The sequence below is a fragment of the Streptomyces paromomycinus genome (assembly GCF_003865155.1).
Classification (GTDB): Bacteria; Actinomycetota; Actinomycetes; order Streptomycetales; family Streptomycetaceae; genus Streptomyces; species Streptomyces chrestomyceticus.
This window is the reverse complement of sequence record NZ_BHZD01000001.1, coordinates 1,233,117-1,248,692: the sequence shown is the minus strand read 5'-3', so window position 1 is coordinate 1,248,692 and position 15,576 is coordinate 1,233,117. Positions and strand designations below refer to the sequence as shown.

The following is a 15,576-nucleotide window of genomic DNA, read 5'->3' as shown; positions in this document are numbered from 1 at the left end:
CTCAGGCGGGGACGGGCCCGGTGAGACAGGCACGGGCCGCCTCGCGGAACGCCGTGACCAGGCGGCCGCGGTCGCCCGCGCGGGTCGCCAGCAGGACGTGGCTCGGTTCGACGCCGTGCAAGGGAACACCGGTGACGTCCGGACGCATCGTGGCCGCGTGCAGGCCGGCCGCGACGGCCACGGCCTCGCCGGCGGCGATGAGTTCGAACTTTTCCTCCAGCGCGTCGATGAAGGGTCCGTCGGGTGCCGGGCGCCCGTCGGGCCGGGGATCGAAGCGCCAGTAGGCGTTCCAGGCCGGGTCGGCCTGCCGCAGGCGGGGGAGGGGCTCGTCGGCGATGTCGGCGAGGGTGACGGACTCCTTGTCCGCGAGGCGGTGGCCGAGTGGTACGAGCAGTACCCGCGGCTCGTCGTACAGCACCGTCACCCGCAACCGGTCGGCGGGGAACGGTGACCGGGCGACCATCGCGTCCACCTGGTGGTCGAGCAGCGCCGTACGGATCGCGTCGCAGCCCACGAACTGGGTGTGCACCTCGGCGTCCGGATGCCGTCGGCGCAACTCGCGTACCGCCGGGGTGACGATGACGCCCGTGCTGTACCCGATGCTGATCCGGGACGGGTCGGCGGCGGCGCGGGCGCGGGTCACGGCCTGCGCGGCGGACCGCAGCAGCGCTTCGGCGCGGGGCCGGAAGATCTCCCCGGCCTCGGTGAGGCGGCTGCCCCGCGGGGTACGGTCCAGCAGCCGGGCGCCCACCTGCTGTTCGAGGCGGCGTATCTGGCGGCTCAGGGAGGGCTGGGTGATACGGAGGGCCTCGGCGGCGCGGCCGAAGTGCCGGTGCTCGGCGACGGCCGTGAAGTAGCGGACGAGGCGCAGGTCGAGGTCGGGCGTGGAAGCTGGGTCGGGCATGTCCGCAGCGTAGCCCGGGGTGGTCCGGGCAGGCCGGGAGCTTTCAGTGAGGTCTGCCGGGCCGGTCCACGCCGGTGCCGAGGACGGGTCCGCGAGGCAGCGTCAGCATCCGGGGCCGATCGGCGCCGACGACGTCAGGGCGAGGGCGGCGTTCCGCAACTGCGCCTCCCAGGTCTGCCGGTCGAACCCCGTGGTGTACTCGATGCAGCAGTCACATTGCGGGATCAGCGCCATGAACGATTGCTCCGCCGCGGTCTCGACCTCGGTCTCCCACCAGTGCTCCGTCACCAGGTCAGCGAGAGTTGTCCCGCCCGCGACGAGCCTCGCCGCCATCCGGCGCAGCGCGTGGCGCCGTGCCAGGCCCCTGTCCGGCAACTCGATCGCGGACTCGGCAAGTGCTTGCTCGAACGCGTCGCGAATGTCGCGGACCTCCGCGTTGCGGGACAGACCGGCGAGCTCGCACCATGCCGGGGTGTCCAGCCCGGCTGCGAGCGCCTCGGCAGCGATCATCGGCAGTTTCTCCGGGGGTACCTCGTCCGCCTGATAACGGCACGCCACCTCACCCAGGGACGTGAGCGCACGCTGCGCAGGGTTTTCCGGTTCTGCTGTCGTTTCTTCTGTTCTCATGATCCCTACGGTGTCAGCACCGTTTCCGGGGAGGAGATGCAGGGTGCGCGCACGCCCGGCAGCCACCTCGCGGTTCCGCCCTCGCCCGGGGGCGCACCACCAGGGCACGGCCGTCCATCGACCTCCCACTTCCTCCGACCACTTCGGATCACCTGGAGAACACATGCGTTCACGCACCCCTTGGCGCGGCAGATTACTCGCCGTGCTCATGGCGGCGGTCGCCGCCGTCACGGCCGGATCGGTACCGGGCACGGCCTGGGCGTCCGCTGCGCCCCGAGCCGCCCGCACACCCGCCGTGGACCGCGAGATCCACTTCACCGCGGACGGTGTCACCGCGTACGGCACCCTGCACATACCCGCCCACCGCGCGGGTCGCAAGCTCGCCGCGGCGCTGCTGCTCCCCGGCAGCGGCCCGACCGACCGCAACGGCGACGAGCCGCCAGGACTCACTCCCCACACCCTGTCCCTCATGGCCGGTGTCCTCGGCGGTGACGGTGTGATGAGCCTGCGGTTCGACAAGTACGGCACCGGACGCACGGGTCTGGGCGGGCGCGACCGCGCTCCCGACATGGCCGCCTACACCCGGCAGGCCGTGGCGGCGTACAACACCCTGCGCGCCCAGCCCGAAGCCGACCCGCACGCGCTGCTCGTGGTCGGGCACAGTGAGGGCGGCCTGCAAGCACTGCTCGTCGACCGCGCCGTGCAGCAGAAGCCGGCCGGGCTCGCGCTCATCGCCCCGCAGAGCATGCGGCTGCTGGACCTCGTCCGCCTCCAACTGGCGGACGCGCTGAACCAGGCGGTTGCCGCAGGGCACCTCACCGCACGGCAGGCGTGGTCGAACAACCGGGGCGTGGCCAGGGCCGTCGCGGACTTCCGCGCCCGGCGCCCGGTGGACACCTCGGCGCTGCTGCCGTCCCTCGGCGCCCTCCTCCAGGGCATGTTCGGGCCGGTCAACGCGGATTTCGTCCGCAGCGACGACGCTCTCTTCCCGCCGGCCGTCGCCCGAGGTGTCGCGCCCGGCACACGGACGCTCGTCACCTGCGGCACCGAGGACGCCAATGTGCCCTGCCGGACGGTGCCCGCTCTGCTGACGGGCCTCGCCGCCGCAGGCACCACCGGCCCGGGACTGCGGGTCCTTCCCGGGATCGATCATCTGCTCCACCCGGCCGGCACTCCCGTCAACGATCCGGTGCTCGCCCCGGCCGCACAGCAGGCCCTCCACGACTTCGTGGGTCCTTGGCGGCACCCCGCACAGGGCTGAAAACCCCACCGCGGGGCACGGCCGTGCGGCCGTGCCCCGCTTCCCGCGCCGGGCCCACCGCGCCGCACACGGCGCCGTCGACCGCTGCCGGGTGGTCGGGCCGCCGTGGTCAGGCGGCCAGGCGAACCGCGTGGCCGCGGCCGGAGCCGGCGCGGCGGAGATCCCGGGCCGCCAGGGCGATCATGACGGCGGGGATGAGGATGTCGTTGGCCAGGATGCCGCCCGTGTTTCCGGCGGCGTGGTCGCCGTGGGCGAACCACTGGTAGACGTGGCCGATCGCGGCTCCCCACAGGAACGCGGCCGCCGCCAGCCCGCTCGTGAGGCGCTCGCGGGGCGACGCGGACGCGCCACGGAAGCCCAGCAGGGCGAGGCCGAGGTTGGCGAAGGCGATCTCGAACTGGAACGGCGAGGGGGTGAAGCCGATGGCGTCGGCCATGGCCTCCGGGATCGCCAGGAACGAGAGCGTGATCCACAGGCTGCCGATGCCGAGGGCGCCTACGGACCACCAGCGCTGCCAGATCTCCGCCGCCGGACGGTCCGGGCTGCGGCGGCGGCAGCTCAGCAGCGCCCCGAGGGCCGGGATCAGCATGAAGAGCAGGGGAAATGTGGTCTGAACGGCGTACGGGAGAGTGTCCATGCCTTGAGTGTTGCATGGTTAATATTAACGGCGCAAGTGTCCGGTAGGGTGGACCCATGGACGAAGGACTGGCAGAGCTTCTGTACCGCGTGGTCATGCTGATGGGCGAGGCGGCCCGGCGCCGCTCCGGCCCGGACCAGCGCCTCACCCCCAGCCAACTGCGGCTGCTGGGCACCCTTGAGGAGATCCAGCCCGCCACCCAGCACCAGCTCGCCGAAGCCCTGACCGTGTCCGACCCCGCCATCAGCCGCGCCCTGCGCCCGCTGGAGGCGGAGGGGTACGTGACGGTCAGCGTCGACCCCGCCCACCGGCGCCGACGCCTGGTCGCCCTCACCCCGGCGGGCCAAGCCGCCTTCCTGGCCGAGGGCAAGCCCTTGGAGGAGGAATTCCGTACCGCCCTCCTGGAGGCCGGCTTCCCCTACGACCGCTATCTCGCGGACACCCACCGGCTCGCCGCGCTGCTGACACCCGCGGAGTCACGGCGCGGAGTCGAGTCGCGGCGCGGAGCCGCGGCCCGGCAAGCGGACGGCACACCGGATCGGGACGGAGCGGAGCCGGCGTGAGCGGACCGGGGCCGCATCCGCGTACAGCCGGTCCTGCCTGCGGTGATGCCTGAGGCGCATGACCCCATGCGGAAGAGGCCTTGGACGCGTGGCAGTCCGCACCCGGACGATGGAGCGGTACCCGGCCGGGGGCGGAGCAGCACCGGCCGGGGCGCCCTGTCGTCCCTCCGGCGGCCGGGCTCACCCTCCCTTTCGTTCGAGCACCAAAGGAACTCACCCATGCGCGTATTCGTCACCGGAGCGACCGGATTCATCGGGACCGCGGTGGTCCAGGACCTCCTGGAAGCCGGGCACACGGTCGTCGGCCTGGCCCGCTCGGAGGCGGCTGCCGCGACGCTGCGGGCGGCCGGTGCCGAAGCCCACCGGGGCTCCCTGGACGACCCCGGCAGTCTGTACGACGGGGCCGCCGCGGCGGACGGCGTCATCCACCTCGCCTACCGCCACGACTTCTCGGACCACGCGGCCTTCGTGGAGGCCGGCGAGCTGGACCTGCGCGCCGTCGAGGCGATCGGGAAGGCGCTCGACGGAACCGGCGACCCGTTCCTCGCCACCTCGGGAACGCTGCCGCTCGCGGCGATGGCGCCGGGCCGCGTCGGCACCGAGGACGTCCGGGCCGAGCCCGGGACGGACCGGCCCCGGCTCGCGACGGAGAACGCGGTCGTGGCGCTGGCCGGACGCGGCGTGCGTGCCTCGGTCGTACGGCTCGCGCCGTCCGTGCACGGTGAAGGCGACCGGGCTTTCGTGCCGTTGCTGATCGACACCGCCCGCGCGACGGGCGCCGCGGCCTACGTCGGTGACGGCGCCAACCGCTGGCCCGCGGTGCACCGGCGCGACGCGGCCCGCCTGTTCCGGCTCGCGCTGGAAGCCGCGCCGGCCGGCTCGGTCCTGCACGGAACGGCCGAGGAAGGCGTGCCGTTCCGTGACATCGCCGAAGCGATCGGTGCCGGGCTGGGCGTGCCCGCCGTCGGCATCACCCCCGAGGAGGCGGGCGGGCGGTTCGGCTTCCTCTCCGGCATGGTGCCGGTCGACAATCCCACGTCGAGCGCCCTGACCCGCGAGCTGGTGGGCTGGAACCCGGAGCGTCCGTCCCTCCTGGAGGACCTTGGAGCGGGGCACTACTTCTCGGGGCGGACGAGCATTTTCTGAGGGGTGAGGACAGTGGTGGCCGTCAGTCGGTCTTCTGCGGGGTCCGTTTCGCGGACCGGCGTTCCCGCCGCCAGTCCGAGACGGTGAGCACCACGGTCCAGCCGAACCAGGCGCTCAGCCCGCGTACCAGCATGTCGCTCCACGGCCGCCCGTCCCACCACACCGTCAACCATACGAAGACCAGTGCGGGCGGTACGGCCCAGACCAGATTCTGTGCCACTCGTCGCCACATGGCCGGCGCCTACCCGACGAGCCCCTCAGTCCACCGGCCCGTTCGGAACGATCTGCAGTTTCCGCCCGGTGCCCAGTTCGAAGGTCCGCAGGGCCTCCGCGTACTGGTCCAGCCCGAAGCGGTGCGTGATCATGGTTTCGCAGTCGATCACGCCCTTGCCCAGCATCTCGACCGCCCGGCCGTACGTGTGCAGGATCGCCATGCTGCCGACGATGCGGATCTCGTCGTTGTAGACCCGGAACGGTGAGAACCGCGCCATCTCCTGGTCGGGCGCGCAGCCGAACTGCTGGAACGTGCCGCCGCGGATCGGCCGGGTCAGGCCGTCCTCGATGGCCCGTACGTTGCCGGTGCAGTCGGTGACCACCTGCCAGCCGAGCGGATGCCCGGCGGTGAGGTGGTCGGCGCTGGTGGCGACGGCGTCCGCGCCCAGCTGCCGGGCGACCGCCAGCCGGTCCTCGTTGATGTCGACCACCGAGACCGACGCGGCGCCCGCGCGCTGGGCGACTTGGAGGTAGAGCAGGCCCATGGTGCCCGCGCCGTAGATCAGGAAGTGGTCGCCGAGCTTGGGGCCGACGATGTCGAAGCCGCGCAGGATGGTGGAGAGCGGCTCGATCAGCGGGGCGTGCCGGAGCGCGACGGTCTCCGGGAGGCGGTAGCAGTTGCCGGCCGGGACCTTGACGTACTCGGCGGCGGCCCCGTCCACCGTGATGCCGATGGTGCCCCACTTCTCGCAGAGATTGCCGTGGCCGATGGCGCAGAAGTGACACGTACCGCAGTAGACCGCCGGGTCGGCGGCCACGGCGTCGCCCTCGGCGAGACCGGTCACCGCCGAGCCCACCGCCACGATCTCGCCGGAGAACTCGTGTCCGGGGATCACCGGGTACCGCGTCGGCCCGAACTCGCCCGCCAGCATGTGCACGTCGGTGCCGCACAGCCCGGCGGCGGTCACCTTGACGACCACGTCGTCCGGGCCGGGCACCGGGTCGGGGACCTGGCTGACGGACAGCTTGTGCGGTTCCTCGATGACAACTGCACGCATGGTCGTGACCGCCTTTCGAAGGGGGAGGGGAGGGCGGGGCAGGGGGCGGGGCTCAGGCCGCGGGCAGGCCCGGGGAGGTCAGGTTGCGCGACTCGACCTGCTTGATCTTCTCCACCTTGGGCGCCGAACCGCCCCCGGCGAAGTCGGAGACCAGCCAGTGTTCCAGGCAGACCAGGGCGGCCTCCACGCCCATGGTGCGGCTGCCGAAGCAGGCGATCTGCGCGTCGTTGGACTTGCGGGCGCGCTCCGCGCTGTAGCTGTCCGGTATCTGGGCGGCCCGGATGCCCGGCACCTTGTTGGCGGCGATGGCCATGCCGATGCCGGTGCCGCAGACCAGGACGGCGCGCTCGTGCTCACCGCGTGCGACGCTGCGCGCGACCCGCTCCGCGACGTCGGGGTAGTCCTCGCCGTCCGCGGCGCTCAGGTCGGTGACCCGGTGGCCGCGTTCGGTGAGGTACGCGGCCATGGTGTCCTTCATGGCGGTCGCGGCGTCGTCGGCGCCGAGGGCGATGCGGTACGTGTCCTGCACGGTGAACTCCCTAGGGGCGGAGGGGAAGCGGGGCGGGCACGGTGGCCGCGGCGACTTCTTCGAGGACGTGACGCAGGTTGGCGGTGTCGTGGGCGAGCCGGCCGAGGAACAGGCCGTCGACACTGCCGGCCAGCCGGCCGAAGGTGCCCGGCCCGGCGGTGCCGCCGTAGACGACCCGGCCACGCACGCCGTGGTCGCGCAGGCAGGTGCGGACGGCCGAGGCCACCGTCCGTACGTGCCGGGCGGGCGCCGGTTCGCGGGCGCCGATGGCCCAGACCGGTTCGTAGGCGACGATCACCTCGCTGTCCGGTCCCGCGCCGCCGAGGGCGGCCCGTACCTGGATCAGCGTCTCCTCGACGGCCTGCGCGAGGCCGTTGTCGTGCCGCTCGCCCGCGCAGATGACGGGTACCAGCCCGGCCCGTACGGCGGCGCCGGTCTTGGCGGCCACGGTCGCGTCCGTCTCGCCGAAGTGGCGGCGCCGCTCCGCGTGGCCGACTTCGACGTACCGGGCGCCCGCCTCGGCGAGCATGCCCGCGGACACCTCGCCGGTCCACGCGCCGGACTCGGCCCAGTGCACGTCCTGGGCGCCGTACGCGACGCCGGTGCCGGCCAGCAGTTCCCGGGCGTCGGCCAGGGCGGGGAAGGACGGCAGGACGAACAGGTCGACGGGGCGGGGGAGTTCCGCGAGGGCGCCCTTCAGGGCGGCGACGTCCGCGAGCCACGTGCGCGTCGCGGCCAGACCGAAGTAGAGCTTCAGCGATACGCCGACGACCGGGCGGCGGCCCGCTTCCGGGGGCCCGGAGGCCCCGGAGAGCCGGACCGCCGCCGACGTCGCGTTCTCAGGGATCACGTCGTTCATGATGCTTCAAACAAAAGCACATGTGAAGTTCTCAGATCAAGACGTTACGTTTCCCAGTCTGGAGAGATTTTTATGGGGGAGAGGTGGAGGTGTGCCGGGTACGGCCGTACGTGGACCTCAGGCCAGCGGCTTGGAAAGGACGGCCTTGCGGTGGCTGAACGTCTCGATCGAGTACCGGCCGTGGTAGCGGCCCATCCCGCTCTCCCCGACCCCGCCGAACGGCAGGTCGGACACGGTCAGATGGGCGACCGGCAGACCGAAGCCGAGACCGCCCGACGAGGTCTCCCCGGTCAGCCGCCGCCGGGTCTCCTCGGACTCCGTGAAGGCGTACAGGGCCAGCGGCTTGTCCCGGTCGTTGACGAAATCGATGGCCGCGTCCAGGTCCGCCACCTCGACGACGGGCAAAATCGGCCCGAAGATCTCCTCCCGCATCACCGGGGCGTCGGGCGCCACGCCGCCGAGCACGGTCGGCGCGATGTACTTGCGGTCCCGGTCGTGGGTGCCGCCCGTGACCGTGCGGCCGGAGTCGAGCAGGCCGGTCAGCCGGTCGAAGTGCCGCTCGTTGACGATGCGGCTGTAGTTCGGCGCGGCGGCGGGGTCGTCGCCGTAGAGGGCGGTGACCGCGCGGGCGAGGGCGGACTCCAGGCGGGCTGCCGTCTCCGGGTCGGTCAGGACGTAGTCCGGCGCCACGCAGGTCTGGCCCGCGTTGAGGAACTTGCCGGCCACCAGCCGCGCGGCGACCGCGTCGGCGTCCGTGCCGCGGTCCACGAAGGCGGGTGACTTGCCGCCCAGCTCCAGGGTGACCGGGGTCAGGTGCTCGGCCGCCGCGCGCATCACGATGCGGCCGACGGTGCCGTTGCCCGTGTAGAAGATGTGGTCGAAGTGCTGCTCCAGCAGGGCCGTCGTCTCCGGGACGGCGCCCTCGACCACCGCGACCGCGTCCGCGTCCAGGAAGCGGGGCAGCAGGCGGGCCACGGCGGCGGAGGTGGCGGGCGCCATCTCGCTGGGCTTGGCGACCACGCAGTTGCCGGACGCCAGGGCGCCGACGATCGGCGCGAGCAGCAGTTGCAGGGGGTAGTTCCAGGGGGCGATGACCAGGACGACGCCCAGCGGGTCGTACACCGTCCACGCTTCCGCGCCGCTCAGGTGGGGCGGCACCGGCGCGGGCTCGGGCCGCAGCCACTCCTCCAGGTGGTCGAGGGTGTGGTCGATCTCGCGCAGCGTGAAGTCGATCTCGGTGCGGTACGCCTCGGTCTCGCCCTTGCCCAGGTCCGCGTGGAGGGCGGCGGCGAAGTCCGTGCCGTGCTCGGTGAGCAGGGCACGCAGCCGTCGCAGCTGGTCGGTGCGCCATTCCAGAGGGGCGGTGCGGCCGGTGCGGAAGGTGGCGCGCAGCCGCGCGACCACGGCGTCCGGCTGCTCGGGGGTGCTGCTGGTCATGGTGTCTCCGATGCGTACGGGGTGGAGCGGGGCCGGGTGGCGAGGGCGGGGTGCGGTCCCGCCACCCGGTCGGTTCGCTTGACAAGGTCAAGCACTCGTTCCATGTAAATACCAACGATTGCCGAAGTCAAGTAACCCGCTACCCTGGCCGCGTGTCCGACACCATCCGGCCCGCCCCCGACGACCTCCTCCCGCCGTTCGCCCGTACGGTCCGCGGCTACTACGACGACCTCGCCGCGGCCGCCCTGCGGCACGGCCTGAGCACCGCACAGGCCCGCGCGCTCATCGCCCTGGAGGAGCCGCTCTCGATGAGCGCGCTCGCCGGCCATCTGGTCTGCGACGCCTCGAACGCGACCCGGCTCATCGCGCGGATGCAGGAGCGCGGACTCGTACGGCGGGAGGCCGCGCCCCGGGACCGCCGGAGCAAGGTGGTCACCGCCACCGAAGAGGGCCGGGCGCTCGCCCTCCGGGTGCGCGCCGACATGCACGCCGTGCGCGGCGCGCTCGAAGCGCTCACGCCCGAGGAACGCACCGCGCTGCTGCCCCTGCTGGAACGCCTGGGCGCGCTCCTGGGGCGCTGAAGTCCCGCCTCCGGGGCGCCGCCGGACGTCCGCCTCCGGTCACTGACCGCCCTCCTCCGGGTCGCTGCGGCCCTGACCCGGCCGTCCCCGCCGGATCAGGTCCGACCCGGCGGGGGACGACCCGTCGGGATCCCGCTAAAGTCGGATGAATACCCGCTGGTGGACGGGCCTGCGCGGGCTGTTTCGGGGCGGGCTGCCCCAGGGGAGGACGTAGATCCACATGAGTCGCCGCTCCAACGGATTAGTGGCCGTCTGGGCCGAGGCGCAGCGTCAGCAGCAGCGCCGCCAGGAGGCTCAGCGGCGAGCCGGGGAACAGGCCCGCCGCGACCAGGAGCGGCAACAGCGCGACACCGAACGCGCCATGGCCCGCATGCAGCGCGAACGCCGGGACGCGTACCGGCAGCAGCGCGAGGCCGACGCCCGCCGCCGCACCGAGGAACTGGACGCGCGCATGGCGGAGTTGTCCGGCCTGCTGGCCGACGGCTGCCGGGCCCCGGCGTTCACCGCCGACGCGCTGCGCCGCCCCGAGTACGTCGAGGCGTTCGCACCCGGCCGGCTCGCCGTTCCCGTACCGATGCCCGACCCGTCCGCGTACCAGCCGCAGGCCACCGGCTGGAGCCTCGGCGGGGCCCGCCGCGCGCAGGCGCAGGAAGAGGCGCGGGTCCGTTACGAGCACGACTGGCACGCCGCGCAGGCGGCGGAGGCGCAGCGCCTGCGTCAACTGGAGGACTACCGGCGGCAGTACGACCAGTGGGCCGCCGGTCAGCTGGCGGAGATCAGGAGTTACAACGCCGCGGTCGAGGAGCTGCTGACGGGTCTGCGCGGCGGCGACCCCGACGCGGTGGTGGAGTACTTCTCCGCCGCGCTGTACGCCGCCACGGGCTGGCCGCAGGGCTTCCCGCGTCGGGTCCACGCCGCTTTCGACCCGGCGGCCCGTCAGCTCGTACTGGACTGGGAACTGCCCGGCTACGACATTGTGCCCGCGGCCAAGTCGGTGCGCTACATGTACGCGGCCGACCAGGACAAGGACGTCGCCCGGCCGGTGACCCAGCGGCGGGCGGCCTACCGCGACGTGCTGGCCCAGTCCGTCCTGCTGGTGGTGCACGACCTGTTCGCGGCGGACCCGTCCCGCACGCTCGGCTCCGTGGTGGTCAACGGCTTCGTCGACGACGTGGACCCGGCCACCGGGCGCCCCGCGCAGCTGTGCCTGGCCACCGTCACGGCCCTCAGGGACTCCTTCGAGGAGCTGCACCTGTCGCAGGTCAGCGCGGTGGACTGCCTCACCGGCGGACTGCGCGGCCAGTTGTCCGCGCGCCCCGACCAGCGGGCCACCGTCCGGCCGGCGCGGCAGCCGGGGGACGTCGGCGGCGGCGTGGTGACGCACGGCGGCGAAGCCGAGCCGGACCTGTTCACCATGGACCCGATCGCCTTCGAGGGGCTGGTCGCCGAGCTGTTCCGCGCGATGGGGATGCAGGCCGTGACGACCCAGCGGTCCGGGGACGGCGGGGTGGACGTGGACGCGCTGGACTCCGACCCCATCCGGGGCGGCAAGATCATCTTGCAGGTGAAGCGCTACCGCAACACCGTGCCGCCGACCGCCGTGCGCGACCTGTTCGGCACCGTCCAGTCCGAGGGCGCCAACAAGGGCGTACTGGTGACCACCTCCCGCTTCGGCCCCGGCGCCCACGCCTTCGCCAACGGCAAGCCGCTCACCCTCGTCAGCGGCCCCGAACTGGTCGACCTGCTGGCCCGCCACGGCCTGCGCGGACGCCTCGGCGCCGCCCCGGCCCCGGACCGGCGGCAGGCGCCCGCCGAAGCCGACGAGGAGGAGACGGCACAGGACCCGGCCCCGGAGGCGCAGCGGGACGCGAGCAGCATCCTCGGCATGAACTGGTCGGGCAGCGTCTCCCTCGACGTCTGCGCGCTGGTCTGCCAGGGCGACCGCGTACTGAGCGACGACCACTTCGTCTTCTACAACAACCCGCGCACCCCGGACGGCACCGTACGGATGCTGTCCGGCTTCGCCCCCGACCGTGCCGCCGTACAGGTGGACTTCGACGCCCTGCCCGCTGCCGCCGACCGGTTCGTCCTCGTCGCGGCCGTCGACCCGGAGACCGACCCGCACGCGGACCTGTCCGGCTTCACCGACGCGTGCATCCGCCTGGTCGACGCGTCCGGCACCGAACTCGGGCAGTTGGAGGTCTCCGACGGGCGCAGCGGCGAAACGGCGCTGGTCCTCGGCTCCTTCCGCCGCCGCGCCAACGGCGACTGGGACTTCGTCCTCGGCGGCAAGGGCTACGAGGGCGGCCTGGAGGCGCTGGTGCAGGAGTACGGAATCGAGGTGGCCTGAGCCGGGACCGGCGCTCTACGTTGTGGCCATGGTGACGAGTGGGAACATGGATGTCTCGGCAGCCGGCTGCGACGACCGCGGGTGGGAGGACACGCGCGCCTGGGTGGAGCAGCAGACCGGCGGCGGCTGCCGGGTCGAGGCCGCCGAACGGCTGCGCGGCGGCTGGACGTCGCAGATGCGGCGGCTGCGGATCGGCGGGTGTGGTGAGCCCCGGTGGCTGGTGCTCAGATCCTTCGTCCGGCCGTTCTTCGCGCGGCACGCGGAGGGTCTGCTGACGCGCGAGGCGGACGTCCTGCGTCTGCTCGGCGGGACGGACGTACCCGTGGCGGAGTTCCGTGCGGTGGACGCGACGGCGGCGCACTGCGACCACCCGTCGCTGCTGATGTCGCTGCTGCCCGGCAGCGTGCGCGTGGACGAGGAAGAGGCGGCCCCGCGGACGCCGTTGCTGGCTCGTCAGCTCGTCGGCATCCACCGGGTACGGGTCCCGGCCGAGGCCCGCCCGCGCGAGTACGAGGCGTGGGCAGCGCCGGACCGGGTGCGGCTGCCCGACCGCACCGGCCGCCCCGAGCTGTGGCAGCGGGCCGTGGACGTCATCCGCCGCGATCCCCCCGCGTACCGGCCGTGTCTCCTGCACCGGGACTTCCATCCCGGCAATGTGCTTTTCACCGGTCGGGGCAGTGGCCTGCGGATCACGGGCGTCGTCGACTGGGTGGAGACGTCCTGGGGGCCGGCCGACCTGGACGTGGCGCACTGCTCGACGGCCCTGGCCCTCCTGCACGGGGTCCCGGCGGGGATGCGGCTGGCCGACGAGTACCTGGCGGCCGGCGGAACGCTGAGCGAGGCACCCGCGGATCATCTGTACTGGCGCGTCCTGGACGCCCTCGCGTTCGCCCCGGACGCCGAGAAGGTCGGGATGCCCTGGCGGGAGCTGGGGCGCGACGATCTGACCCCGGCCCTGCTGGCGAGCAGGCTGGAGGACTGTCTCCAGGAGCTGTTCCGCCGCTACGGCTGAGCCTCACAGGCCCGCCAGCGCGGCCAGCGTCGCCGCCACCTCCAGCTCCTCCTCGCCGTCCTGGACGTCCCCCTGATCGGCGCACCACAGGGCGTTCTCCACCGTGCGGGCCGTCGCCCAGGCCAGCAGGCGGGCCGGGGGCTCGTCGAGGGCGTCGGCCACCAGGGCGAAGCGTTCGCGCAGGACCGGGCGCGGATCGTCGTACTCGAAGGGGTCGTCGATCTGTTCCAGCAGCGGCCAGGGGTCGTAACCCGGGTCGCCGACCATGGACTTGGGGTCGATGGCCAGCCACGGACGGCGCCGCGCGGAGAGGATGTTGCCGGGGTTGAAGTCGCCGTGCACCACGACCTCGCGGGTGGCGGTGGCGGGCAGTTCGCGCAGCAGCCGGGCGCCGAGCCGGACGAGCCCGGGGTCGTAGCCGGGCCGGATCCGGGCCATCCGGTCCTCGATCGTGCCGGCCCATTCGGCGCACACGTCGGCGACCCGCTCCAGTTCGCCGTCGGGCGGTGCGGGCGCGGCCCACAGCTCGCGCAGGACGCCGGCGGCGAGCAGCAGCCGTGCGTCGGCGGGCAGCGGACTGCCGTCCAGTTCGCCGCCCGGTGCGCAGCGCTCGACCAGCAACGCGTACCGCTCCCGGTCGTGGCGCAGCAGCCGTACGGCGCCGCTGCCGTCCCAGGCGCGCAGGGCCGGTGCCTCCCCGGCGGCCTCGCGGTGCGGCCAGGTCACCTTGAGCACCGCGTCGCCGCCGTCCGGAAGGTGCACGGGGGCGACCCACGAGCAGCTGCCGCCGTGCAGCGGCGCGCCCAGCCGCAGGTCCCACTCCTCCTGGACGGACCGGACGGTGGCGGGCAGCCGGTCCAGCCACGCGCGCCCGTCCGGGGTGCTGCCCACGGTGGCGTATACGGGGAGATCGGTGGGGAACAGGTCGTCGCTCGGTGGGACTCGTACCATCCGGGCACAGTAGCCGCGCGGCGTGCTCCGGTGCGCAGGAATTATGCGCGGGCGCCGCCGGTCCGCGCGAGCCGATGCGCCCCGGACGGGCGGTGGCGCTGGACAGTGGCGCAAAGAGGTGATTAATCGGTTTATTGCACCTTTTGGGCTGTTATGCGTGAGGGCATGAACCAGTACCGACCGTACGGCGCCGCCCTGCTCCTGATATCCCTGGCCATGGGCTGCGCGGCCCAGCAGGGCTCCGGACGGCCCGCGCGCCCCGCCGCCGAGCCGGGCGACCGCGCTTCCGCCGCCGCGACCGCCGCGCCGCAGCACTCTGGACACCGGGCCTCCCGGGGCTTCACCCTCGCCGCGTCCGGGGACGTCATCGCCTCGTACCCGTCCGTACTGGAGACGGCGCGCCAGGACGCCGGAGGCGGCGGGTACGACTACCGGCCCATCCTCGCCGGGGTGAAACCGGTGATCGAGGGCGCCGACCTGGCGATCTGCCACCTGGAGACGCCCTTCGGGCCCGACGGCGGCCCGTTCACCGGATATCCGGCCTTCAAGGCGCCGCCCCAGGTGGCCGACGCACTCAAGGCCACCGGCTACGACTCCTGTTCCACCGCGTCCAACCACACCCTCGACGACGGCGCCGAAGGCGTCCGGCGCACCCTCGACCGGCTGGACCGGGCCGGGATCAAGCACACCGGATCGGCCCGCGACGCGGCCGAGGCCCGCCGGCCCGCGCTGCTGAAGGCGCCCGGCGGGGCGCGGGTGGCCCAGCTCTCGTACACGTACGGCACGAACGGCGTCCCGCAGCCGCAGGGCAAGCCGTGGACCGTCGGCGTCATCGACGCCGGGAAGGTCGTCGCGGACGCGCGGGCCGCCCGCCGGGCCGGTGCCGACGTCGTCGTGGTCAGCCCGCACTGGGGCACCGAGTACCAGACGGAGCCGGACGAGCAGCAGCTCAAGGTGGCCAAGGCGCTCACGGAGTCGAAGACCGGCGGCCGGCCCGACATCGACCTCGTCGTCGGGACGCACGCGCACACCCCGCAGCCGTACGAGAAGCTGAACGGCACCTGGGTCGTCTACGGCATGGGCGACCAGATCGCCGGGATCATGGAGAGGCCGCGCGGCAACTGGGGCAGCATCGCCCGCTTCCGCTTCGAGCCGCCCGCGAAGGACGGGGAGCGCTGGCGGGTCACCAAGGCCGAGTACATCCCCCAGCTCTCCGCCCACGGGCCCCCGCTGCGCATGGTCAACCTCGCCGCCACCGGGGACCGTCCCGACGTCCGGGAGGGCATCCGCGAGGCCGTCCTCAGCCGGGGAGCGGAGGGCGCCGGACTGACCATGGGCCGCTGACGGGTGCGCGGCCGGCGGTGTCGCGCCGGATGGCCCGGTGAGGGAGCGTTCCGCGATGTGAAACCCTGAGGACCGGCCCGGACCGGTCGTGGACATCACGGCCA

16 protein-coding genes are annotated in these 15,576 nt (G+C 73.4%); 7 read left to right on the top strand and 9 right to left on the bottom strand.

Annotation, left to right across the window (positions count from 1 at the left end):
* Position 1 precedes the first annotated feature (1 nt).
* Positions 2-904 carry a LysR family transcriptional regulator gene (locus OEIGOIKO_RS04725; protein ID WP_125052130.1) on the bottom strand — a complete coding sequence of 301 codons (903 nt, stop codon included), beginning with the start codon at positions 902-904 and terminating at the stop codon, positions 2-4.
* Positions 905-1,006: 102 nt separating this feature from the next.
* Positions 1,007-1,531: a hypothetical protein gene (locus OEIGOIKO_RS04720; RefSeq protein ID WP_125052128.1), complete on the bottom strand. Its 525-nt coding sequence runs from the start codon at positions 1,529-1,531 to the stop codon at positions 1,007-1,009.
* A gap of 208 nt (positions 1,532-1,739) precedes the next feature.
* Between OEIGOIKO_RS04720 and OEIGOIKO_RS04715 the strand changes: the two genes are divergently transcribed.
* Positions 1,740-2,792 carry a serine aminopeptidase domain-containing protein gene (locus tag OEIGOIKO_RS04715; RefSeq protein ID WP_125058440.1) on the top strand — a complete coding sequence of 351 codons (1,053 nt, stop codon included), beginning with the start codon at positions 1,740-1,742 and terminating at the stop codon, positions 2,790-2,792.
* A gap of 109 nt (positions 2,793-2,901) precedes the next feature.
* On the opposite strand, the gene OEIGOIKO_RS04710 is transcribed toward OEIGOIKO_RS04715, so the two are convergent.
* Positions 2,902-3,429, bottom strand: a complete 528-nt coding sequence (locus tag OEIGOIKO_RS04710) for a DUF6790 family protein (protein ID WP_125052126.1) — start codon at positions 3,427-3,429, stop codon at positions 2,902-2,904.
* Between the two features lie 56 nt (positions 3,430-3,485).
* Here OEIGOIKO_RS04710 and OEIGOIKO_RS04705 point away from each other — a divergent pair, with 56 nt between their 5' ends.
* Positions 3,486-3,992, top strand: a complete 507-nt coding sequence (locus OEIGOIKO_RS04705) for a MarR family winged helix-turn-helix transcriptional regulator (RefSeq protein WP_246177201.1) — start codon at positions 3,486-3,488, stop codon at positions 3,990-3,992.
* A 219-nt stretch (positions 3,993-4,211) separates the two neighbouring features.
* Entirely contained in the window at positions 4,212-5,138 is a 927-nt protein-coding gene (locus tag OEIGOIKO_RS04700) for an SDR family oxidoreductase (RefSeq protein ID WP_125052124.1), read from the top strand.
* 22 nt (positions 5,139-5,160) lie between these two features.
* On the opposite strand, the gene OEIGOIKO_RS04695 is transcribed toward OEIGOIKO_RS04700, so the two are convergent.
* The 5 genes from OEIGOIKO_RS04695 to OEIGOIKO_RS04675 form a co-directional block, all read right to left on the bottom strand.
* Positions 5,161-5,358 carry a hypothetical protein gene (locus OEIGOIKO_RS04695; protein WP_125052122.1) on the bottom strand — a complete coding sequence of 66 codons (198 nt, stop codon included), beginning with the start codon at positions 5,356-5,358 and terminating at the stop codon, positions 5,161-5,163.
* A gap of 37 nt (positions 5,359-5,395) precedes the next feature.
* Positions 5,396-6,409 (bottom strand): zinc-dependent alcohol dehydrogenase family protein, encoded by a 1,014-nt coding sequence (locus tag OEIGOIKO_RS04690; RefSeq protein ID WP_125052120.1) that lies wholly within the window; start codon positions 6,407-6,409, stop codon positions 5,396-5,398.
* Positions 6,410-6,461: 52 nt separating this feature from the next.
* The gene (locus tag OEIGOIKO_RS04685; RefSeq protein WP_125052118.1) at positions 6,462-6,938 is read right to left on the bottom strand and encodes an RpiB/LacA/LacB family sugar-phosphate isomerase; all 477 of its coding nucleotides are present in this window, start codon (positions 6,936-6,938) and stop codon (positions 6,462-6,464) included.
* A 10-nt stretch (positions 6,939-6,948) separates the two neighbouring features.
* Positions 6,949-7,788, bottom strand: a complete 840-nt coding sequence (locus OEIGOIKO_RS04680) for a triose-phosphate isomerase family protein (protein WP_246177200.1) — start codon at positions 7,786-7,788, stop codon at positions 6,949-6,951.
* A 126-nt stretch (positions 7,789-7,914) separates the two neighbouring features.
* Positions 7,915-9,234, bottom strand: a complete 1,320-nt coding sequence (locus OEIGOIKO_RS04675; protein ID WP_125052114.1) for an aldehyde dehydrogenase family protein — start codon at positions 9,232-9,234, stop codon at positions 7,915-7,917.
* Positions 9,235-9,386: 152 nt separating this feature from the next.
* Here OEIGOIKO_RS04675 and OEIGOIKO_RS04670 point away from each other — a divergent pair, with 152 nt between their 5' ends.
* The 3 genes from OEIGOIKO_RS04670 to OEIGOIKO_RS04660 all read left to right on the top strand — a co-directional run bounded on the left by OEIGOIKO_RS04670 (position 9,387) and on the right by OEIGOIKO_RS04660 (position 13,177).
* A complete protein-coding gene (locus OEIGOIKO_RS04670; RefSeq protein ID WP_125052112.1) occupies positions 9,387-9,815 on the top strand; it encodes a MarR family winged helix-turn-helix transcriptional regulator in 429 nt (142 codons plus the stop codon).
* Between the two features lie 220 nt (positions 9,816-10,035).
* On the top strand, positions 10,036-12,165 hold the full coding sequence (locus OEIGOIKO_RS04665; RefSeq protein WP_125052110.1) for a restriction endonuclease: 2,130 nt from the start codon (positions 10,036-10,038) through the stop codon (positions 12,163-12,165).
* 28 nt (positions 12,166-12,193) lie between these two features.
* Positions 12,194-13,177, top strand: coding sequence for a phosphotransferase family protein (locus tag OEIGOIKO_RS04660; protein WP_371858885.1), 984 nt, complete (start codon positions 12,194-12,196; stop codon positions 13,175-13,177).
* Positions 13,178-13,180: 3 nt separating this feature from the next.
* Here the strand turns inward: OEIGOIKO_RS04660 and OEIGOIKO_RS04655 are convergent, their stop codons facing one another.
* Positions 13,181-14,128, bottom strand: a complete 948-nt coding sequence (locus OEIGOIKO_RS04655; protein ID WP_125052108.1) for an aminoglycoside phosphotransferase family protein — start codon at positions 14,126-14,128, stop codon at positions 13,181-13,183.
* A gap of 165 nt (positions 14,129-14,293) precedes the next feature.
* Here OEIGOIKO_RS04655 and OEIGOIKO_RS04650 point away from each other — a divergent pair, with 165 nt between their 5' ends.
* On the top strand, positions 14,294-15,472 hold the full coding sequence (locus OEIGOIKO_RS04650; protein WP_125052106.1) for a CapA family protein: 1,179 nt from the start codon (positions 14,294-14,296) through the stop codon (positions 15,470-15,472).
* The last annotated feature ends 104 nt before the right edge of the window (positions 15,473-15,576 follow it).